Raw genomic sequence first — 20110 nt, 5'->3', positions numbered from 1 at the left:
CGATAACAGATGAAGGCAGACTGGGGAGAACTTTGCAATGTCGAAATCTGAAATTGGCCTGATCGGACTTGGTACGATGGGGGCAATGCTGTCCCTCAATATTGCGGAGAAGGGGTTCGCTATTTCGGTGTTCAACCGAACGACATCCCGCACCTCAGAATTCCACGCCGAAGCGGGTGAACTTGCCGAACAGATAACACCTTGCGACACCCTCGAGGACTTGGTGGCATCCATTGCAGAGCCGCGCGCGATCATATTGATGGTCCCTGCCGGCGGGGCCGTGGATGAACAGATAGCGGCACTTCGCCCATTGCTGGGCAAGGATGATTTGATCATAGACGCAGGAAACGCCAACTTCCGCGATACAGAGGCACGCGCGGCCCAAGCCGAGGCTGATGGCGTCCCTTTCCTTGGCATTGGGGTGTCCGGTGGTGAAGAAGGTGCACGCCATGGCCCGTCCATCATGGGTGGTGGGCGTAAGAAGGCTTGGGATCAGGTCTCCCATATCCTCACCGCGATTGCCGCCGATTACGAAGGTACCGCTTGCGCCACGTGGATGGGGCAGGGCGGCGCGGGTCACTTTGTAAAGGCAGTTCACAACGGCATCGAATATGCAGATATGCAAATGATCGCGGAGATCTACGGGATAATGCGTGACGGGCAGGGGGCAGACGCTGCAACTTGTGCCGAGGCGTTTGAGACGTGGAACAAGGGGCCCTTGCAATCCTACCTAATCGAGATTTCGGGCAAGGTTGCTGCTGCCAGAGATGCCGAGACTGGAAACGCGGTGCTCGACATCATTCTGGACCGTGCCGGGCAAAAAGGTACCGGTCGCTGGACGGTGATTGAAGCGCAACATCTGGGTGCGCCGATACCAGTGATTGAAGCTGCGGTTGCTGCGCGCAACCTGTCCGCAATGAAATCGGAGCGCGAACGCGGGGAGGCGACCTTCGGCGCCGCCCCTGTGCCGCTTCCCACTGGTGCGCTTGGACGTGACGATCTGGAGCAGGCGCTGATCGCCGGAAAGATCATGTGCTATGCTCAGGGCTTCCATTTGCTGAACTCCGCAAGCGCAGAGTTCGAGTGGGACTTGCCCATGCCGGAAATCGCGCGCGTTTGGCGCGAGGGCTGTATCATCCGCTCGACGATGCTCAATGATATGGCCGAGGCATTGACCGGCGCACCACAAGATAACCTGATGTTCGCACCATTCTTTGCCAAATTGATCGACGACAGCGCACCAGCGCTACGCAGGGTTGTGGCAACTGCTGTGTCGCATGGGTTGCAAGTACCCGCCTTGGCGGCAGGGCTCAGCTATTACGACGCGATGCGTACCGGTCGCTCGACAGCCAATATGATTCAGGCGCAGCGTGATTTCTTCGGAGCGCATAGTTTCGAGCGTGTCGACAAGGAGGGGGCGCATCACGGCCCTTGGGGCTCCTAGAGAGCGAGCTTTTTTACCTCGTCATGGCGCGGGCAGGTTACGAGATGGTCGTTGATTAGACCGCAAGCCTGCGCGAACGCGTAGACGATTGTCGGGCCGCAAAACTTGAAACCTTCTTTTTTCAAGTCTTTTGAGATTTGGGTGCTAAGTGGCGTGAAACCAGGCACGTCACTCAGGCTGCGGAAATCGTTTTGCAGCGGCTTGCCGTCGAAATATTTCCACAGAAATGTGTCGAAACCCTCGCGCTGTTCAATCTTTTGCCATGCTCGTGCATTTCCGATGGTGGCTTCGATTTTTCCCCGATGACGTACGATCCCTGTGTTTTGCAGCAAGCGTTTCACATCGGCATCGCCCCATCCTGCGATGATATTTGGATCAAAGCCCTCAAACGCATCCCGAAAGGCATCGCGTTTTTTCAGAATGGTGATCCAGCTTAGCCCGGCTTGAAACCCGTCTAGAATCAGTTTTTCCCACAGCGCGCGACTGTCATACTCCGGTACGCCCCATTCTGTGTCATGGTAATCGACATAGATTTCTTCTGTGCCACACCAGCCGCAACGGTCATTCATAATTTTCACCTGTATTCCAAGGGTTTCCAAGATTGAATCGTTGTTTACTCTAATTGGAACAAAATTGGAACATTAACCCGCGTTTAAGGCCGTAGCTCCTAGATAGATCAAACCGGAAATCACTGTAGAACGCGCTATGACATTTGATCCAAGTCCAGAAGACAGCCCATTGTCTGCCGCGATTTCACAACGTGATGTACATGTTCTGGATATGGTCCGAACCGCATTACGCAAAAGGGATGTCTTGCTCGCTTACCAGCCGGTGGTTCAAGGAGCAGATACGAACAGGATCGCATTTTACGAAGGTTTAATCCGGGTACTGGATGAAACAGGGCGGATCATTCCTGCAAAAGAGTTCATCGAAACAATTGAGGCTCGGGAAGAAGGTCGGCTCATTGACTGTTTGGCGGTGGAATTGGGCGTGGAAAGTCTGGTCAAAGAGCCGCGGCTCAGGCTCTCAATCAACATGTCGCCAAGATCTATCGGACACCCTCAATGGGAAACTGCGTTGGAGCGTGGCTTACTGCGCGATCCAACCATTGGCGAGCGGCTTATCATAGAGATCACCGAATCATCTGCTCTGTTGATGCCCGATCTGGTCTCGGATTTTATGATGCGTATGCAGCGACGGGGAATTTCCTTCGCCCTAGACGATTTTGGTGCAGGCTATACTGCGTTCCGGCATTTCAAGGATTTCTATTTCGATCTGGTCAAGATCGACACGTCCTTCGCACGAAACATAGATGTTGATACCGACAATCAGGTATTGATGCAGGCCTTGGTGTCGATTGCCCAACAGTTTGACATGTTCACGGTCGCAGAAGGTATAGAGCGCCCTCAAGAGGCTGAATATCTTAGGGAAATCGGAATTGATTGCCTTCAAGGTTACCTGTTTGGTGTTCCATCAGTGTCCAAGCCCTGGGAAAAGCAGGCAAGTGTCGAGAGGCGCGCACTGTTAAGATAGTGCGCGATGATCGGCAATCTGTTGGAGCAAGACCTTGTTTCTCGCCGCAATGTGAGACACCCTGTCTAATCGTATACCCTACGTAAGCCAGTTAATGCTTCGCCATACACGGTCGGTTATATCCAGTGCTCTGGGCAGCAGAGACACGCCGATCGCAGGAAAGGAATGTCCATGACCAATGTCGTAATCGCCTCTGCAGCCCGCACCGCTGTAGGTAGCTTCCTAGGCTCGTTTGCCAATACTCCGGCCCATGATCTGGGAACCGCCGTTATCGAAGCCGTTGTAGAACGGGCCGGCGTCGATAAAGGGGAAGTCTCAGAAACCATTCTGGGCCAGGTTCTCACCGCAGGCCAAGGGCAAAACCCTGCCCGCCAGGCTCATATTAACGCAGGTCTTCCGCAAGAAAGCTCTGCTTGGGGGATCAACCAAGTGTGTGGCTCCGGCCTTCGTGCCGTGGCACTTGGCGCGCAGCACATCATGTTGGGTGATGCCTCGATCGTCGTTGCTGGTGGCCAAGAGAACATGTCCATGAGCGGCCATGTCGCGAACCTGCGCCAAGGCCAGAAGATGGGGGATATGCAATATATCGATAGCATGATCCGTGATGGTCTTTGGGACGCTTTCAACGGCTATCACATGGGCCAAACCGCCGAAAACGTTGCCAACCAATGGCAAATCAGCCGCGAGATGCAGGATGAATTTGCTGTTGCCTCCCAGAACAAAGCCGAGGCTGCGCAGAAGGCTGGTAAGTTTGCCGACGAGATTGCCGCGTTTACAATTAAAACCCGCAAGGGGGATGTGACTGTCGATCAGGATGAATACATCCGCCATGGCGCAACAATGGAAGCGATGGCGAAATTGCGCCCTGCGTTCACTAAAGATGGTTCGGTCACAGCTGCAAACGCATCGGGTCTGAATGATGGTGCCGCAGCGACACTCCTCATGAGTGCCGAAAACGCCGAGAAGCGCGGTTTGCAGCCGTTGGCACGTATTGCCAGCTATGCGACTGCTGGGCTGGATCCGTCTATCATGGGTGTCGGGCCGATTTATGCCTCCCGCAAGGCTCTCGAGAAAGCGGGCTGGAAAGCTTCAGAGCTTGATCTCGTTGAGGCGAACGAAGCTTTCGCGGCGCAAGCTTGCGCGGTGAATAAGGACATGGGCTGGGATCCGGCGATTGTGAACGTCAACGGCGGCGCTATCGCTATTGGCCACCCAATTGGTGCCTCTGGTTGTCGTGTAATGAACACTTTGCTGTTCGAGATGCAGCGCCGCGACGCTAAAAAAGGCCTCGCAACTTTGTGCATCGGCGGCGGCATGGGTGTCGCGGTCTGCGTCGAACGCGACTGATACAGAAAACAGGGTTGCGCACGAAAATTGCGCAACCTATTCTGATTTAGACATAATATTATTACCTGATTTAGGAGGAATCACCATGTCCCGTGTTGCACTTGTTACCGGAGGATCGCGCGGAATCGGCGCGGCAATCTCCAAGGCTCTAAAAGCGGCTGGCTACTCCGTAGCCGCGACTTACGCTGGCAATGACGAGAAGGCCGCGGCATTCACTGCCGAAACTGGCATCAAGACTTACAAATGGGACGTGGCTGATTACGAAGCCTGCGCCGCTGGAATTGCACAAGTCGAAGCTGACTTAGGCCCAGTAGAGGTTTTGGTGAACAACGCCGGCATCACCCGCGATGCGCCCTTTCACAAGATGACGCCACAGCAATGGTCAGAAGTGATGAACACCAACCTTTCGGGCGTGTTCAACATGAGCCACCCTGTCTGGCCTGGCATGCGCGAACGTAAGTTTGGGCGGATTATCACTATTAGCTCGATCAATGGCCAGAAGGGGCAATTCGCTCAGGCTAACTATGCCGCTGCGAAGGCTGGTGATATCGGTTTCACAAAGGCTCTCGCTCAGGAAGGTGCCCGCGCTGGCATCACCGTGAACGTGATCTGTCCGGGTTATATCAATACCGAGATGATGAGTACGATCCCTGAAAAGGTGATGAATGAAGTGATCTTGCCGCAAATTCCTGTTGGCCGTTTGGGCGAACCTGAAGAAATTGCGCGCACTGTGGTCTTCCTTGCGTCTGATGATGCAGGTTTCATTACTGGCTCGACAGTTTCTGCCAATGGTGGCCAGTACATGGCTTGATCCGCGCTAGTTGATCAACCGGAGGGCCAGTGCATTATGCGCTGGCCCTTTTTTTGATCGCTTAGCCTTAGCTTCGCGCCCGCAGGTTAGATACAAAACGCGGAATAGTATGAAAGAACCTCGCAAACGCGTCTGCGCGTTCTTTGTGGGCGCGTTTGTGAGCGGCGATGATGTGCTGGCTTAAGTGTGTCTCGATCATGGGCTGTTCCAGTTCTAATCTGAATAACTTAACTGAAACTCTTATGCTTTCTTGAGGTTAAGGCCGCAAACTAGACTTTCTATTCATTCAGTTTAGTATTACTTAAGTGAAATGAACGACAGGCTCCCCCCGCTAACTGCATTGCGCGCCTTTGAGGCAGCTGCGCGACATATGAGTTTTTCGCGTGCGGCGGATGAGTTGAACGTGACCCCTGCAGCGCTTAGTTTTCAAATCAAGTCGCTTGAAGAGCATCTTGGAGCGCCAGTCTTCCGCAGGTTAAACCGCGCGGTAGAGCTCACCGAGGAGGGGCAGTTGCTCGCCCCCGGTGTGTCCGATGGTTTTGATGCATTGCAATCTGCGTGGCGCGCTGTGAAGCGAAGGTTAAACAGTGCAACCCTGACAGTGACCGCCGGACCAGCCTTCACTGCAAAATGGCTTGCCCCGAAGCTGTTCAGCTTCGCCAAAGAGAATCCTGACATTGAGCTTCGGTTCTCTGCTGGGCTCGGATTGATTGATTTTGCCCGTGGTGACGTGGACGTCGCCATTCGCTTTGGTCAGGAATTTGATCCGCAGCTGTACTCTAGAACGCTTATTGACGAGTGGATGGCGCCAATGATGTCGCCGGAACTTGCCAAGAACGTGACCGAGGTGGCCGACTTGCAAAAGATGACATTGCTTCATCAGGAAGACATTGATTTCCTCAAGCCACCTGCGAATTGGCGCGCATATTTTGCCGCTGCACAGGTTCCTTATATTGAGGAGCACGGACCACGCTTTTCTCAGGCGGACCATGCCGTGGATGCAGCGTTGGCTGGTGGTGGCGTTGTGTTGGGTAGGCTGTCTTTGGCGGCGACGTATTTGGGGGATGGTCGGTTGGTCATGCCAATCCGTCATCGGTTGCCTACCGGCGCGAGTTACCGAATTGTTTGCCCTAAAGGACACGAAACACGGCCGCAGGTGGCACGCTTCATTGAGTGGGTTGTACGAGAGATTGCAGGAATGAACACGGTTGCGCAGGACGCTCGGTTTTTGCTCAGGAAACCTGATGAGTAAATCCTTGGCGACGACGATTGGATTTGGGGCCGTGTTGCTTTGGTCCTTGCTGGCATTGCTGACTGTGGGATCGGACCCGATACCTCCCTTTCAGCTTAGCGCTATGGCTTTCTTGATAGGCGGGCTGGTCGGTCTTGGGTTTTCACTTAAGCGCGGACATCTCTTTCGGATACTCAGGTCCGTTCCGGTTTTGGCTTGGGTACTTGGGATTGGCGGGCTCTTTGGTTACCACGCATTGTACTTTTCGGCTCTAAGGCTGGCTCCAGCCGCTGAAGCAGGGCTTATCGCGTATCTCTGGCCGCTGTTGATTGTACTTTTCTCTGGCCTGCTCCCGGATGAAAAGCTGAAACCGCTGCATGTATTGGGAGCGATCGTTTCCTTCGCCGGAGCGGCACTTATTGTGGCGCGGGGCGGGGCGGGGTTTCAGTGGGCCTACGTGCCCGGGTATTTGCTGGCGGTTTTGTGCGCCTTAACTTGGTCGGGCTATTCAGTTGTATCACGGCGTTTTCGTGCAGTGCCGACTGAAGTTGTCACATTCTTTTGCCTAGCCACTGCAATTCTTTCGGGTCTTGCACATTTGATGTTCGAGCAAACAGTTTTGCCGAGCGGTGCCATCACATGGCTGTCGATCGCAGGGCTCGGATTGGGTCCCGTTGGGTTGGCGTTTTACTTGTGGGATGTTGGCGTCAAGCAGGGCGACATCCAATTGCTCGGCACTGCATCCTATGCCGCGCCGCTGTTGTCTACTTGTACCTTGATCGTAGCAGGATATGCCCAAGCGACGGCAGTTTTATTGCTGGCGGCCGGACTGATTACGGCCGGAGCAGGGCTTGCCGCGCTTGGGTCACGAAAATCCTAATCAGCGAATTTCGAAATTTCCTCTTTCAACCGCAGCTTTTGCTTTTTCAGTTCAACGACAGTCAGGTCGTCTGAGCCTGGGCTTCTTTGTGCTTCTTCCACTCGTTGGGACAATGCATCGTGTTTGCGCTTCAGCTCAGAAACGTGAGAACTGATCGTCATGGGCATAACTCCTTTTTGTGTGGTTTAGACCTGCATTGCATCACATTAAAAAGCCCAAGTCACGCAAATGCGTCGCGGCGTTGCAGCGATTGCTTCTAAAATTTTAGTGAGCATCCGTTGCGTAAAATATCAGTGGCAGCTTGCGAGTAATCATCCCCATCCTGATTATGCTGCAACCCATCGTGCAGAACCAACGGGTTATGGAGTATTGTCCTTGCGGCACGCCCTTTTTGCGCCCGCAGCAAAACCCGCCCGGCAGGCTTTCCCGCTCGCGCAACAATTGGCTTGATCTCGATGAGACCTGCCCGAGAATTGAGCATCTCGATTAGGTCTCCAAGCCGGTCGATAAGATGAATGACGCTGACGCACCCCTTCGGGCCTGCCCGTCGCAGGGCCGTGTCGACCCATACAGAGAGCGGCGTGTGTTCACGCAAAGCAGTGTCTCGGCCTTCATCTGGCGAAGCTGTACCCGGGCCGTAATAAGGGGGGTTCAGGATGACATGATCGAAGCTGCGGTTGCGAAGATCAGCCGGGAGTTGGGCAAGGTCAGCGTCGACGACCTCCATTTCGAAGCCGGCTTCGGTGGCGTTACGGCGGGCTAATTCGGCATATGCGGGCTGCAACTCGATGCCACTTAGTCGGGCTTCAACCCGCGTACGCAAGCAGATGGAGGCGGTGCCTACACCGCACCCCAGCTCCAGCACGGTTTGCCCGGGTTTCGCAGGGCAGGACGCGGCAAGAAGCACGGGATCAGTGGCGGCGCGGTATCCTTTGCGCGGCTGCCATAAATGCAATTTGCCACCCAGAAAAGCATCATGCGTAAGCTCGTCAAAAGCAAATCCCATAGGTCGTCAGTCGCTCAGATGAATGTCATTGTCACGCAGGATGGCACCGGCCATGAACAGGTCCTGCTCCCGAACCATCAAACGGCGCGGCAAAATGCCAACGGAGCCTTCAAGAACACTCATGTGGACGTCCATTTCGAACACGCCTATATCTTCCCCTGACAAAAGGGCTTTAGAGAAGGCTATGATTGTGGGATCGTTGCTGCGCAAAAGCTCTTTCATGAGATAGAGTTAACGACAGGCCAGCACGTTTGTCGAGAGACGAGGCAGAACGAGATAATGAGTTTGGATACCCCCTCTGTGAAGCCCCATGACCGCCTTAAGGGCGCCTTGGCAAATGATCTCGACGCCGTGGGGGAGTTGATCCGCACACGCATGGCGTCAGAGCACGCCCCGCGAATCCCAGAAGTTACAGCGCATCTGGTCGATGCTGGCGGCAAGCGCGTCCGGCCGATGCTCACACTGGCAGCAGCCCGGTTGTGTGGTTACGACGGTCCTTATCACGTTCATCTTGCCGCAACGGTGGAGTTCATTCACACCGCGACGCTTCTGCATGACGACGTTGTTGATGGCAGTGAGCAACGCCGTGGGCGCCCTGCGGCTAATCTGCTTTGGGATAACAAATCTTCGGTTCTGGTCGGGGATTACCTGTTCGCGCGATCGTTTCAACTGATGACGGAAGCGGGCAGGTTGGACGTCTTGAAAGTGCTTTCTAATGCGTCGGCTGTGATTGCAGAAGGCGAAGTGCTTCAGTTGACTGCCGCCCAAAACTTGGCAACGACCGAAGATATTTACCTGCAAGTGGTGCGAGGCAAAACCGCTGCGCTCTTCTCGGCCGCAACACAGGTTGGCGGGATGATCGCCGACGCCCCAGTTGAGGTCGTTCAGGCCTTGTATACATATGGTGATGCGCTGGGTATCAGCTTCCAAATTGCCGATGATATTTTGGATTTTGCCGGTGACACGGCGAAGACAGGCAAGAATGTTGGCGACGATTTTCGCGAGCGGAAACTAACTTTGCCTCTTATCAAATTGATTGCATCCGGTGGCGATGCAGATCGCGATTTCTGGGTCCGCACGATTGAAAAGGGAAAGCAACAAGACGGCGATCTTGATCACGTGCTGACGCTTTTCGAGAAGCACGGGGCATTGGACGCGGCACGTGAAGACGCTCTGGCTTGGTCTGTTAAGGCAAAGACGGCCCTCGATGCGGTTCCGCAGGGGGATTTGACGGACATGCTTCGTGATTTGGCCGACTACGTGGTGTCACGTCTCAACTAGGTCCGTCACGCTCCGAGCGTGCAGGATTTTACCCACCAGTGCGGATAATCTCGACTGATTTGTAATGCGGCGTTCCGAGCGGTTTCAGCGCTTGGGAATACTCCAAAACAAGTTGCTCCGGAACCGGACATCCGAGCTAACTGACAATTCTGGGTCGCTGAGAGCGCTGCCAAGACATGCTCAATCACCGGAGCAATGGAAACAGCTGCGTCCTGCATGTCATTTCGTTGGTGTTGCAACCAAGTGATGAACTCTACCTGATCGATGAAGTTGGAAGGAATAGTTCCCATTGAGGCGTTGTTTTTGGACGAAATGGATTTGAAAACTGCGGGCGTAGACACTTCAACGCGGGGATTTATTAGTACCGCATCCAGCGCAGGCAATTCTGGCATGAACTCAATCTTTTCGCCGATACCAGACATTCGCGCGGTTTGTGAAAATAGGCAAATTGGGACATCTGCCCCTAGTTTTGCGATATGCGCGAAGGTTTCGGCGTTTGGGACAGCATCCGGGAGCCCCCATAGCTTTAACAGCCCACGGTAGGCAGCAGCGGCATCCGCCGTTCCACCTCCGATACCAGAGGCGACCGGTAGAACTTTCGTTAGGTGAATATGCGCAGACTTTTGCGGATCGATTAAGTGAGCGGCAGACAGGACGGAATTGCCGTCGGTGGGGACCGCGCCGCTTTCGGGCCCATCAACACTTAGAGACAACTCATCAGCGGGCTCAAACGTCAGGTGATCACCCGCCGAGGCAAACATCACCAAACTGTCTAGCAAATGGTACCCGTTCGCGCTTTGCCCAGTGACGTGAAGCGTCAGGTTCACCTTTGCTGGTGCGAACTGCTCTAGCATCAGTCGTTCGCGGTTTGCGTCGTTCCGGCTTTGGCTTCGTCTTCCAGAACAGCTGTCAGCCCGCGGGATAGTTTCTCGCGAATACGCTCGGCTTCTGCTTCTTCCGGCTTAAAGGACAAGGCGCGTTTCCACTGGAATTCCGCCTCACGTTCGCGGCCAACCTTCCAATAGACGTCGCCCAGATGGTCATTGACGATTGGATCAACGGGCAGCAGCTCAACTGCGCGCTCCATCGGAGCCACGGCTTCCTCAAAACGGCCAAGTCTGTAGAATATCCATCCAAGGCTGTCGGTGATGTAGCCGCTATCGGGGCTTTCTTTCACGGCCGTCTGGATCATTTGAAGTGCTTCATCAAGCTTGATGCGTTGCTCGACCAGCGAGTAGCCAAGATAGTTCAGAATGTCAGGCTGGTTCGGGGATAGCTCCAGAGCCGTGCGGAAATCACGCTCCATTCCGACCAAATCACCCATACGTTCTTTTACGATCCCGCGGGCATACATGATACGCCAGTTGCTGCGGTTTCCGATGCCATTGAGGTCCAACGCGCGTGAGTATGCAGCCACAGACCCTTCGTTTTGTTCCGTCCTGCTAAGGATGTCGCCAAGCGTTGAATGGACCATAGCAATGTCGCCATGTGATTTGGACAACGCCGTCAGTACTTCGACTGCCGCGTCTTTGCGGTCATCAGAATAAAGCGCATTGGCGCGGCCGATTTCGGCCAGCACATAGGCTGGGGAACTCGTGTCCAAAGAGGCATAGGCTTCCGTTGCGAGGTCGAACTGCCCCATCCCCTCCAGAATTTCAGCAGCCATCAGAACTGCCGGAGCATGATCAGGGCGGATGTGTTGCGCCATCCGTACATAAAGTAAAACATGCTCTGGAGCTGCGCGGCCGTCGAGCACCGCAGACAAGTTGAAGTAGACTTCCGCGATACCTTCGCTCGCATTGCTCACAAAGTCATAGTTAACCACTTCGTCAGCTTTGAGGCGTTCTTTCAGCGATTCCAGCTCGGCGCTAAAGCCGTTCGCGGTCGTGACGTTCAATAGTTCGATCGCATCGCTTCGACGTTCTAGCTGAGCAAGTATCTGGGCGTGCGCTTCAATCCCGCGTGGGCTAAGAACTAGAGGTCCAAATTCTTTGCCTGACAGGATGTTGTCTGCACCTTCAAAATCACCCACGGATGCGAGCGCCAAGGCGTTGTGGTAGTGGGAAAATGAGGCGAAGTCTTCGGTTTCAGCTACTTTTGCAAAGGCATCTGTCGCGTCTGACATTTTGCCTTGCCCGAGCAAAGCCCATGCTCGTGTCAGACCGCCCAAAAGCGGTGCAAGGCCCGTGGTCTCTGGGCTTTCTTCGGATGCGCGGTCGAAATCGCCATTCGCGACGGCGACAGTGTCCAGAACTAGATCGACAATTTGGTTCCGCCCACCCGCCTCTTCGTGTTCCAAAGCGATTTCTGTCGCGCCGCTTATATCACCCTGGCCGATCATCGCGATGATGGCACTTTCCTTAAGCAGGAGGTTGTGTGGTTCAGCCGCGACAGCGCGGCGGTAATAGCGCGCAGCCTCGCCGTAGTCGAAGGAGATCGTCGCCTGACGTGCAGCAAGATATGGTCCAGCCAGACCATGCTCGACTGCAATGGCTGGTGCAGAGCTTACGGCAAGGGAAAGTAAAAGCCCCGCTATGCGGCGTTGTACACGAGTCTTGATCATATCGGTCGGGCCCAATTCTTCTTGCGTTTTCTAGAGAAATAGGTGCGCGAAGGGGGGTTGTCCATGACGCGTTTGGTAACAATGGCGCGGGGTGTTCCTTCGCCGCGCCATTAGACCGTCACATGTTCGGATAGTTTGGCCCGTCACCACCTTGCGGCGTGGTCCACACAATGTTCTGCGACGGGTCTTTGATGTCGCAAGTCTTGCAGTGAACGCAGTTCTGGAAGTTGATGACGAAATTGTTGTCGACCACCTCATACACACCTGCCGGGCAGTAGCGCTGTGCGGGCTCGGCATATTGCGGCAGGTTTACCGAGATAGGGATGCTGTCATCAATCAATTTCAGATGCGCGGGTTGGCTCTCTTCGTGGTTGGTGAACGAGAATGCCACGTTGGTCAGCCGGTCAAAGGACAGCTTGCCGTCAGGTTTGGGATAGTCGATTGGCTTGAAATCGGCCGCTTTGCCAGTGGCTTCGGCGTCAGATTTTCCGTGCTTTAAGTTCAGCGGTGAGGTGCCGAAGATGTTGTTGCACCACATATCCGCCCCGCCAATAGTCAACGATGCGGTCAGGCCGTAGTTCGACCACAACGGCTTCACGTTCCGTACGCGCTTGAGGTCTTTGCCAATTGCGCCGGTTCGCACTTCGGTGTCGTAACCGTCCAACGTGTCACCCGAACGGCCTGCGCCGATGGCTTCAAATGCCGCTTCAGCTGCGGCTTTTCCAGACAACATCGCATTGTGGTTGCCCTTGATCCGCGGCACGTTGACCATACCAGCGGAGCAGCCCAGCAACGCGCCACCCGGGAACGCGGTTTTGGGCAAGGACTGCCAGCCGCCTTCGGTGATTGCGCGTGCGCCATAAGCCACCCGTTTGCCGCCCTCGAGTAGCTCGGCCACCATGGGATGATGTTTGAACCGTTGGAACTCCATGTAAGGGAACAGGTGCGGGTTTTCGTAGTTCAGGTGCACCACGAAGCCCACGTAAACTTGGTTTTTGTCGAGGTGGTAGATGAACGAACCGCCGCCCGCATTCTTGCCCAAAGGCCAGCCCATCGTGTGGGTTACGGTGCCTTCTTTGTGTTTGGCTGGGTCGATCTCCCAAATCTCTTTCATGCCGAGGCCATATTTTTGGGGGCTCGCGTCTTTGGCCAAATCGAACTTCTCGATTACCTGCTTGGACAGAGAACCGCGGACACCTTCCGACAGGAAGACGTACTTGCCATGCAATTCCATGCCCGGCTCGGTGTTTTCGCCATAAGAGCCATCGGCTTCCAGTCCGAAGACGCCAGCCACCACGCCCTTAACTTCGCCATTCTCACCATAGACGATGTCGGAACACGCCATACCCGGGAAGATTTCGACGCCCATGCCTTCGGCCTGTTCGGCCATCCAACGGCAAACATTGGCCATGGAGACAATGTAGGTACCGTGATTGCTCATCAGTGGGGGCATCACGAAGTTGGGGATGCGGACCTGACCGGCTTCGCCAAGCATGTAGAAATTGTCCGATGTCACAGGTACGTTGATCGGGGCATCCATATTGCGCCAGTCTGGCAGCAGCGCATCAAGACCGGACGGGTCCAAAACCGCACCCGATAGGATATGCGCACCGACCTCGGAGCCTTTTTCCAAGACAACGACATTGAGGTCGGCGTCCAGCTGTTTCAGGCGGATAGCAGCGCTAAGACCGGCAGGACCGGCCCCGACGATTACCACATCGTATTCCATGCTTTCGCGTTCAATCTCGGCCATGTGTCAATTCCTCTCGCAACGCCCCTGCGGGACGGGTTCGCAACTTTGTTAGCTTTAAACCTTCAATCAAGCAGGAATGTAAGTGGCAATTGCGACGTTGCGTCGCCGTAGCACGGCCCAGAGTGCGGTTACGGCAACAATCGAGACATATCCGTCAACAGCATAGTGCCATCCGTGATAGACCGATGCGAACATGATCATTGCGGCAAAGAGAACGCCGAAAGGTGCCAAAGCGCGCGACCTTTCCCACAGATACAGCAGCGTGACGGCTGCCAGCCCGACATGGACTGACGGGAAAGCGGAGATGCCGGATCCGACACTTTGGCCCCCATCAGAATAAAATTGCCAAAGGTTGTCCTGCACGCGCCCCAAGGCGGAGGCGGCTATTCCGCTGCTCTCGAGCGCTGCGGTCAAATCTGCAAAGCGCGTGCCACCGATAAGGCGGTCATAGTAAACTGGCCCTGCGGAACTGCCCAGCATCGCCATCACGTTCCCTAGTCCAACCCAAGATACGACATAGAGGATCATGAAGCGTTTGGACCGATCTGTGTCGGTATCCGTAAGCGCGATAAAGACAGGCAGAAAGACGGCAGGCAGAAACCAGACCATAAAATACAGGACAACGATCACTGAAGGCGGCACAAACGCCGCAACCGAGTGCGCAATCCGCCAAGGGTCGACGCCAAAATGCAGCGCTGCGTCTAGATCGGCAAAAAACGGATCTGCGTAGAACGGCTGAATGGAAGGGATGGAGGTTTTGACCAGTGAAAAGGCCATAGAAAAGACCAGGCATCCAAGCAGCGCATAGATTGTTGGAACTATTCGTGCGCGGACACCATACTTTCGGGTCAGATAGAGCGACCCTGCAAGGAAGACGCCCAAGATTGGTAACCATTCGGCGAATGACTTTAACAGATAGAACGATGTGCGAACCGCACCTAAAAGCAGCGCGGCAGGCTGTTCACGCATAGCAAAAACCAACGCCACAGCGCAGGCAAAATATGCCAATGAAAACAGTAAATAATGTCGCATCATACCGTAGGCCCCCTAAGCCCTTTGAGGCAATTTGCCGTGCTCATTGGGCAAAAATAAGGAAAATGCAGGGTTATCGGGGGGCCTCGGACCTTTCCGACGATAGGGTAATGAGCTACATCGCCGCACAACTGGTACAGGAGCTACCGCGATGTCTGTGTTGCGAATGATCTATCTTGCCCTTGCAATTTGGGGGGCGGTCCACCCGATGTATTACTTTGTGCAGTGGTTTTCCGAACACGGTTTTTCGTTGGGACTGATGGTTGAAGCTTGGCATGCAAATGCCGCATCGTCTGGCTTGGTTTGGGACCTCACGATAGCAGCGATAGCGCTGACTGTCTGGATTATCGCCGAGGTGTCTGTTCGCCGGAATTGGTTTACCTTGGTTGCGATCCCGGCGACATTCTGTATCGGTGTGTCCTGCGGCTTGCCGCTCTATTTATTTCTACGCACAAGGCCGCTCGACTGATGGACCATTTTCTTTACCGCGACGGCAAACTGCATGCCGAAGACGTCGCCATTGCCGATATCGCCGCCCAAGTAGGCGCGCCGTTCTACGTTTATTCCAGTGCGACACTGACGCGCCATTTCCGTTTGTTTGACGAAGCACTGGATTGGGCTGACCATCTGGTCTGCTACGCGATGAAAGCGAACTCCAATCAGGCTGTTTTGAAGCTTTTGGGCGACCTCGGTGCAGGCATGGATGTTGTCTCAGGCGGAGAATACATGCGGGCCAAGGCCGCTGGTATTCCGGGTGAGCGCATCGTGTTTTCAGGGGTCGGCAAAACGCGTGCAGAAATGCGTCTGGCGCTTGAGGGTGGCATTCGACAGTTCAATATCGAAAGCGAACCAGAGATGCAGGCGCTGTCAGAAGTTGCCTCTTCGATGGAGGTCACCGTGCCGGTCACAATTCGGGTAAACCCTGATGTGGACGCGAAAACCCACGAAAAAATTGCGACAGGAAAATCAGAAAACAAGTTCGGCATCCCGATTTCGCGGGCCAAAGAAGTCTACGCTGCGGCTGCTGCCTTGCCGGGCTTGGAAGTGATTGGAATTGACGTGCATATTGGCAGCCAGCTTACCCAGTTGGAGCCGTTTGGTCAGGCGTTCGAAAAAGTTGCCGAGCTAACAAAACTCTTGCGTGCTGAAGGTCACGATATTCGGCGTCTTGATCTGGGTGGCGGATTGGGCATCCCCTATGAGCGCTCCAACGATGCACCGCCATTGCCGCAGGAATTCGGGCAGCTTGCTCGTGATAAAGTCGGTCATTTGGGGTGCGAAATCGAGATTGAGCCGGGGCGCTTGATTGCCGGAAATGCGGGTCTTCTGGTGTCGGAGGTTATTTACGTCAAAGAAGGCGCAGACCGTCAGTTCATGATTATTGACGCGGCGATGAACGATCTGATCCGGCCTGCCATGTACGGTGCGTATCATGATATCGTTCCTGTGGTTGAGCCAGCAGCGGGTGTCGAGCAGGTAAAATACGATATCGTCGGGCCGATTTGTGAAAGCGGCGATACGTTCGCCAAGCAACGCATGATGCCGCCTGTTGTGGCAGGTGATTTGGTGGCCTTCCGGTCGGCAGGTGCTTATGGCGCCGTTATGGCATCCGAGTACAACTCTAGGCCGCTTATCCCCGAGGTTTTGGTCCATGAAGATCAATTCGCCGTCATTCGGGAGCGTCCGACCTTTGACGAGATGATAAATCGAGATACCATTCCTTCGTGGCTTTGACGCTATGGTGCGTCTACCCAACGGGATGACTTGATGAACAAGCCTGACACCAAGCTAGACCTTACTGCACTGACGTGGCCAACACGGTTTACTCTTGTGGGTCTTTGGGCTGAACGGGTCACGCACGCGTTCTGGCCGCTTTGGACCGTTCTGTTTTTTGGTGTCGTGGTACTAATATTTGTAGGCGGTGCATCCCTGCCAATGTGGGCGTTGTGGACGCTTGCCCTGACAGCGACGTTCGGTTTTGGAGCTTCGCTCTACTATGCATGGAAAAAATTTCGGGTTCCAACATGGGCGGACGCACTGAACCGGATCGACCGCACGATGCCGGGACGACCTGTTACTGCGGCTCTTGATACACAAGCACTTGGCGGCAGCGATGCCGCGTCGCAGGCAATTTGGCAGGCACACAAGGCAAGAATGCAGGCCCGATTGGCTGAAGCAGAGGCCGTATCACCGGATCTGCGCGTGTCCGCGCAAGACCCGTACGCAATGCGCTATGTGGCGTTGTTGTTGCTGGTGACAACACTCGGGTTCGGAAGTCTTTTGCGATCGGGTTCGCTGGATGATCTGACGCCGGGCGGTTTTGGGAAGGCTGTGGCTGCAGGTCCAGCCTGGGAAGTTTGGATCGAGCCGCCAAGCTATACCGGAAAGCCCAGCCTTTACTTGAACGACGTTAAGGTCTCCAGTTTGACGGTGCCAAAGGGCAGTGACCTGACGGTGCGGTTGTACGGACAGGTCGGAAGTTTGACGCTTTCCGAGACTGTATCAGGTGTTGAGCAGCCGGAAACAGAAGAGCAAAAGTCCGCGTTCAGCAGAGTTATTCAGAACGACGGTATCATCCGTATCGAAGGCGGCGACGAAGCAGAATGGACAATTACGGCCCAGACGGACGAGCCACCGATTGTTGAAGCAGGGGCTGAGGTCTCTCGCCAGATTAATGGTGAGATGGAATTGCCCTTTACCGCATCCGATGACTATGGCGTGGAGCGCGGAACCGCGACGATAACGCTGGATTTGGTCGAAGTTGATCGCCGTTACGGATTGGTCGTCGACCCTGAGCCGCAAGAAGCAATCGTTCTTGATTTGCCGATGCCGTATTCCGGCGGCAGAGAAAACTTCGATGAAACACTGATCGAGAACCTGTCAGAGCATCCATGGGCCAATTTACCGGTTAAGATTGATTTGTCCGTTATAGATGCGTCGGAGCAATCCAGCGCACCGGCGTCCGTCAAGGCAGAACTTCCGAGGCGGCGCTTTTTCCAACCCATTGCCAAAGCATTGGTAGAGCAACGTCGTGACCTTCTCTGGTCCCGCGAGAATGCTGGGCGCATTAGCCAGCTTCTTAGAACGATTACCTACGACCCAGACGGTTTTTTCCCCAGCGAGGTCGCATATCTGACCGTTCGCATGGCGATCACGCGGTTGGAACTGGCGACAGAGTTCGGGATCACCGACGAGAAGCAGACCGAAATCGCTGATATGTTATGGCAAGCTGCCACGCTGCTTGAAGACGGGCGGCTTTCCGACGCCTTAGAACGCCTGCAACGCGCGCAAGAACGGCTTTCCGATGCGATGAAGGACGGTGCGACAAGCGAGGAAATCGCCGAGCTGATGCAAGAACTCAGTGAGGCCATGCAGCAATATATGGAGCAGCTGGCGCAAGAGGGGCAGGATGGTGAGCCCCAGCAACAAGCGCAAGGCGAGTCGCAGGAAGTTACGGATGATCAACTCCAAGAGATGCTCGACGAAATTCAGCGCCTGATGGAAGAAGGCAAAATGGCCGAGGCGCAGGCCTTGCTCGACCAGTTGATGGAAATGATGAAGAATATGCAGGTTGCAGAAGGTCAGGGTGGCGAAGGTCAGCAAGGTCCGGGCCAACAGGCGATGGAGGGTCTTCAAGACACGCTACGTGAACAGCAAGGCCTAAGCGATGAGGCGTTTCGCGACCTGCAGGAGCAGTTCAACCCCGGTGCGCAGGCCGGCGAAAGCGAAGGCAATGAGGGCCGCAATGGCGGGCAGGGCCGCGGGCAGAGCCATGATGGCCAAGGTGGTCGGCAAGGCGAACAGGAAGGCGAGCAAGGCCAAGGGAGCCAGCAATCTGAAGGCCAGCAGCCTGGTGAAGGCAGCGAGCGGTCATTGGCGGATCGCCAGCAAGCGTTGCGTGACGAGCTGAACCGCCAACAACGCAATTTGCCGGGCCGAGGCACTCCGGAAGGAGACGCTGCACGCGAGGCGCTTGACCGTGCCGGCGAAGCTATGGATCGCGCGGAAGAGGCATTGCGAGATGATCAAACGGCAGAGGCGCTGGGAGCTCAATCGGATGCGATGGAAGCTTTGCGTGAAGGTATGCGCAATCTAAGTGATGCCATGGCGCAAGAACAGCGGGACGGTCAGGGCAACGAAGGTCAGAACCAAGGACGTGCGTCGCGCCAGAACAAGGATCCGCTAGGGCGCGAGCAAGGCTCTGACGGAATGATTGGGTCGGAAGAAAATATGCTGCAAGGCGAGAATGCACAACGTCGGTCGCGTGAGCTTCTAGACGAAATCCGCCGCCGGTCTGGCGAACAAAACCGTCCCGAAATCGAGCGAGATTACCTGAAAAGGTTGCTGGATCAGTTCTAGGTCTAAGGTTGGTCGTCCAGCGTAACGCCGATCTTTTCAACAAGTCCTTGAGCGGCCGTGTCGAGCCAGACGCGCAGGTTATCGATTGATGCAACGTAGCTATCTAACGCGCCAGACAAAGCGGGCATCCGTTGCGAGATTTGCGGTGCGTAGACATATAGGATCAACAATCCGACAGCGAGCAGAAGCATCAAGCCAAAGCCCAGCCGGAAACCGCTTCTCTTTTGAACTTGGCTGACATCTCCGCCTTCGGCAGCAATCCTTGCTGCTTCGGCCTCGGCTTCTGCGGCTTCCGGAGACAGCGTCGAGTTGATTTCTTCGATATCGGGGAACAGCTCTTTTTTCGTCGCCGCTTCTTCGCGTTTTGGTGCCGCGGTCAACGCCTGATCATCATCCTCGATTGCCGCGGCCTGTGGATCCAGACCACGACGCCGCGCCATCCGGTCGCGGGCAGCAGAAGCGCGGACTTCAGAATCTGAGTCGTCGAGGCCCAAATCCGGTTGTGTCTCGATCCCGCCGAGTTCTGCTTTGCGTGCTGCTGTTTCACGCTCAACTTCCTCGTGAATGACATCCATCGCTGCTTGATCGACAGCAGGTTTGCGAGGCGTAAGTCCCGCTGCGGCAGCTGTCGCAGCCGCTATCGCTGCCAGATCGGGATCATCATCCAGTTCCTCGGCTTGCGGCTCGTGCTCGGCTTCTTCTGGTGGCACATCCGTACTGGCGGCTTTCGATGCAGCTTGAAACCAGGTTGTTGTACAGTTGGAGCATTGGACATCGCGCCCCTCGGGCGGAATAAGGCCGTCATCAACCTCGTACTCCGCATCGCAATTTGGGCAAACCAGCCGCATGAAATCCCCGCTTTTTCGCGCT

At 55.1% G+C, this 20110-nt stretch carries 19 protein-coding genes; 10 read left to right on the top strand and 9 right to left on the bottom strand.

The window, feature by feature from the left end; genetic code table 11:
* The first annotated feature begins 37 nt into the window (after window positions 1-37).
* A complete protein-coding gene (gndA, locus tag BDE40_RS11215; RefSeq protein ID WP_134014611.1) occupies window positions 38-1444 on the top strand; it encodes an NADP-dependent phosphogluconate dehydrogenase in 1407 nt (468 codons plus the stop codon).
* On the opposite strand, the gene BDE40_RS11210 is transcribed toward gndA, so the two are convergent.
* Window positions 1441-2013 carry a DNA-3-methyladenine glycosylase I gene (locus BDE40_RS11210; protein ID WP_134014610.1) on the bottom strand — a complete coding sequence of 191 codons (573 nt, stop codon included), beginning with the start codon at window positions 2011-2013 and terminating at the stop codon, window positions 1441-1443. The genes gndA and BDE40_RS11210 overlap by 4 nt on opposite strands.
* 136 nt (window positions 2014-2149) lie before the next feature.
* Between BDE40_RS11210 and BDE40_RS11205 the strand changes: the two genes are divergently transcribed.
* The 5 genes from BDE40_RS11205 (at window position 2150) to yddG (ending at window position 7246) form a co-directional block, all read left to right on the top strand.
* The gene (locus BDE40_RS11205) at window positions 2150-2977 is read left to right on the top strand and encodes an EAL domain-containing protein (protein WP_134014609.1); all 828 of its coding nucleotides are present in this window, start codon (window positions 2150-2152) and stop codon (window positions 2975-2977) included.
* Between the two features lie 171 nt (window positions 2978-3148).
* Entirely contained in the window at window positions 3149-4324 is a 1176-nt protein-coding gene (locus tag BDE40_RS11200; RefSeq protein WP_134014608.1) for an acetyl-CoA C-acetyltransferase, read from the top strand.
* 85 nt (window positions 4325-4409) lie between these two features.
* Window positions 4410-5135, top strand: coding sequence for an acetoacetyl-CoA reductase (gene phbB, locus BDE40_RS11195; protein WP_134014607.1), 726 nt, complete (start codon window positions 4410-4412; stop codon window positions 5133-5135).
* A gap of 310 nt (window positions 5136-5445) precedes the next feature.
* Complete coding sequence (locus tag BDE40_RS11190; protein ID WP_134014606.1) at window positions 5446-6387, top strand: transcriptional regulator GcvA; 942 nt, start codon at window positions 5446-5448, stop codon at window positions 6385-6387.
* Entirely contained in the window at window positions 6380-7246 is an 867-nt protein-coding gene (yddG, locus tag BDE40_RS11185; RefSeq protein WP_134014605.1) for an aromatic amino acid exporter YddG, read from the top strand. Before BDE40_RS11190 ends, yddG begins: the two co-directional genes overlap by 8 nt.
* Here the strand turns inward: yddG and BDE40_RS11180 are convergent.
* The 3 genes from BDE40_RS11180 to BDE40_RS11170 all read right to left on the bottom strand — a co-directional run bounded on the left by BDE40_RS11180 (window position 7243) and on the right by BDE40_RS11170 (window position 8474).
* Window positions 7243-7407: a YdcH family protein gene (locus BDE40_RS11180; protein ID WP_073141997.1), complete on the bottom strand. Its 165-nt coding sequence runs from the start codon at window positions 7405-7407 to the stop codon at window positions 7243-7245. The genes yddG and BDE40_RS11180 overlap by 4 nt on opposite strands.
* Before the next feature lie 95 nt (window positions 7408-7502).
* Entirely contained in the window at window positions 7503-8252 is a 750-nt protein-coding gene (locus tag BDE40_RS11175) for a tRNA1(Val) (adenine(37)-N6)-methyltransferase (protein WP_134014604.1), read from the bottom strand.
* A 6-nt stretch (window positions 8253-8258) separates the two neighbouring features.
* Entirely contained in the window at window positions 8259-8474 is a 216-nt protein-coding gene (locus BDE40_RS11170) for a putative signal transducing protein (RefSeq protein ID WP_134014603.1), read from the bottom strand.
* Between the two features lie 57 nt (window positions 8475-8531).
* Between BDE40_RS11170 and BDE40_RS11165 the strand changes: the two genes are divergently transcribed.
* Window positions 8532-9533: a polyprenyl synthetase family protein gene (locus tag BDE40_RS11165; RefSeq protein ID WP_134014602.1), complete on the top strand. Its 1002-nt coding sequence runs from the start codon at window positions 8532-8534 to the stop codon at window positions 9531-9533.
* 5 nt (window positions 9534-9538) lie between these two features.
* On the opposite strand, the gene BDE40_RS11160 is transcribed toward BDE40_RS11165, so the two are convergent.
* The 4 genes from BDE40_RS11160 to BDE40_RS11145 form a co-directional block, all read right to left on the bottom strand.
* Entirely contained in the window at window positions 9539-10387 is an 849-nt protein-coding gene (locus BDE40_RS11160; protein WP_134014601.1) for a 4-(cytidine 5'-diphospho)-2-C-methyl-D-erythritol kinase, read from the bottom strand.
* Window positions 10387-12096 carry a tetratricopeptide repeat protein gene (locus BDE40_RS11155; protein WP_134014600.1) on the bottom strand — a complete coding sequence of 570 codons (1710 nt, stop codon included), beginning with the start codon at window positions 12094-12096 and terminating at the stop codon, window positions 10387-10389. The genes BDE40_RS11160 and BDE40_RS11155 overlap by 1 nt, the downstream gene beginning before the upstream one ends.
* A gap of 118 nt (window positions 12097-12214) precedes the next feature.
* Complete coding sequence (locus BDE40_RS11150) at window positions 12215-13849, bottom strand: electron transfer flavoprotein-ubiquinone oxidoreductase (protein ID WP_134014599.1); 1635 nt, start codon at window positions 13847-13849, stop codon at window positions 12215-12217.
* Between the two features lie 66 nt (window positions 13850-13915).
* The gene (locus BDE40_RS11145) at window positions 13916-14818 is read right to left on the bottom strand and encodes a phosphatase PAP2 family protein (protein ID WP_162848075.1); all 903 of its coding nucleotides are present in this window, start codon (window positions 14816-14818) and stop codon (window positions 13916-13918) included.
* Window positions 14819-15032: 214 nt separating this feature from the next.
* On the opposite strand from BDE40_RS11145, the gene BDE40_RS11140 reads away from it, so the two are divergent.
* Genes BDE40_RS11140 through BDE40_RS11130 form a run of 3 tightly spaced genes read left to right on the top strand, consistent with a single transcriptional unit; the run spans window position 15033 to window position 19240 of the window.
* A complete protein-coding gene (locus BDE40_RS11140; protein WP_134014597.1) occupies window positions 15033-15350 on the top strand; it encodes a DUF2834 domain-containing protein in 318 nt (105 codons plus the stop codon).
* Window positions 15350-16615, top strand: a complete 1266-nt coding sequence (lysA, locus tag BDE40_RS11135) for a diaminopimelate decarboxylase (protein WP_134014596.1) — start codon at window positions 15350-15352, stop codon at window positions 16613-16615. Before BDE40_RS11140 ends, lysA begins: the two co-directional genes overlap by 1 nt.
* 33 nt (window positions 16616-16648) lie before the next feature.
* Window positions 16649-19240 carry a TIGR02302 family protein gene (locus BDE40_RS11130; protein ID WP_134014595.1) on the top strand — a complete coding sequence of 864 codons (2592 nt, stop codon included), beginning with the start codon at window positions 16649-16651 and terminating at the stop codon, window positions 19238-19240.
* A gap of 2 nt (window positions 19241-19242) precedes the next feature.
* On the opposite strand, the gene BDE40_RS11125 is transcribed toward BDE40_RS11130, so the two are convergent.
* Entirely contained in the window at window positions 19243-20088 is an 846-nt protein-coding gene (locus BDE40_RS11125) for a zinc-ribbon domain-containing protein (protein ID WP_134014594.1), read from the bottom strand.
* Window positions 20089-20110 lie beyond the last annotated feature (22 nt).

Source organism: Litoreibacter halocynthiae (assembly GCF_004365635.1).
In the GTDB taxonomy this organism is placed as follows: Bacteria; Pseudomonadota; Alphaproteobacteria; order Rhodobacterales; family Rhodobacteraceae; genus Litoreibacter; species Litoreibacter halocynthiae.
The sequence above is the reverse complement of the archived record's forward strand: the minus strand, read 5'-3'. Positions and strand labels throughout refer to the sequence as shown.

Bases quoted from the DNA above. Each gene is read 5' to 3' on its own strand.
- lysA (WP_134014596.1), top strand. From the start codon at position 15,350: ATGGACCATTTTCTTTACCGCGACGGCAAACTGCATGCCGAAGACGTC.
- BDE40_RS11140 (WP_134014597.1), top strand. From the start codon at position 15,033: ATGTCTGTGTTGCGAATGATCTATCTTGCCCTTGCAATTTGGGGGGCG.
- BDE40_RS11190 (WP_134014606.1), top strand. From the start codon at position 5,446: ATGAACGACAGGCTCCCCCCGCTAACTGCATTGCGCGCCTTTGAGGCA.
- BDE40_RS11210 (WP_134014610.1), bottom strand. From the start codon at position 2,013: ATGAATGACCGTTGCGGCTGGTGTGGCACAGAAGAAATCTATGTCGAT.
- BDE40_RS11175 (WP_134014604.1), bottom strand. From the start codon at position 8,252: ATGGGATTTGCTTTTGACGAGCTTACGCATGATGCTTTTCTGGGTGGC.
- BDE40_RS11150 (WP_134014599.1), bottom strand. From the start codon at position 13,849: ATGGCCGAGATTGAACGCGAAAGCATGGAATACGATGTGGTAATCGTC.
- BDE40_RS11145 (WP_162848075.1), bottom strand. From the start codon at position 14,818: ATGCGTGAACAGCCTGCCGCGCTGCTTTTAGGTGCGGTTCGCACATCG.
- BDE40_RS11130 (WP_134014595.1), top strand. From the start codon at position 16,649: ATGAACAAGCCTGACACCAAGCTAGACCTTACTGCACTGACGTGGCCA.
- BDE40_RS11160 (WP_134014601.1), bottom strand. From the start codon at position 10,387: ATGCTAGAGCAGTTCGCACCAGCAAAGGTGAACCTGACGCTTCACGTC.
- BDE40_RS11205 (WP_134014609.1), top strand. From the start codon at position 2,150: ATGACATTTGATCCAAGTCCAGAAGACAGCCCATTGTCTGCCGCGATT.
- yddG (WP_134014605.1), top strand. From the start codon at position 6,380: ATGAGTAAATCCTTGGCGACGACGATTGGATTTGGGGCCGTGTTGCTT.
- gndA (WP_134014611.1), top strand. From the start codon at position 38: ATGTCGAAATCTGAAATTGGCCTGATCGGACTTGGTACGATGGGGGCA.
- BDE40_RS11200 (WP_134014608.1), top strand. From the start codon at position 3,149: ATGACCAATGTCGTAATCGCCTCTGCAGCCCGCACCGCTGTAGGTAGC.
- BDE40_RS11170 (WP_134014603.1), bottom strand. From the start codon at position 8,474: ATGAAAGAGCTTTTGCGCAGCAACGATCCCACAATCATAGCCTTCTCT.
- BDE40_RS11155 (WP_134014600.1), bottom strand. From the start codon at position 12,096: ATGATCAAGACTCGTGTACAACGCCGCATAGCGGGGCTTTTACTTTCC.
- BDE40_RS11125 (WP_134014594.1), bottom strand. From the start codon at position 20,088: ATGCGGCTGGTTTGCCCAAATTGCGATGCGGAGTACGAGGTTGATGAC.
- phbB (WP_134014607.1), top strand. From the start codon at position 4,410: ATGTCCCGTGTTGCACTTGTTACCGGAGGATCGCGCGGAATCGGCGCG.
- BDE40_RS11180 (WP_073141997.1), bottom strand. From the start codon at position 7,407: ATGACGATCAGTTCTCACGTTTCTGAGCTGAAGCGCAAACACGATGCA.
- BDE40_RS11165 (WP_134014602.1), top strand. From the start codon at position 8,532: ATGAGTTTGGATACCCCCTCTGTGAAGCCCCATGACCGCCTTAAGGGC.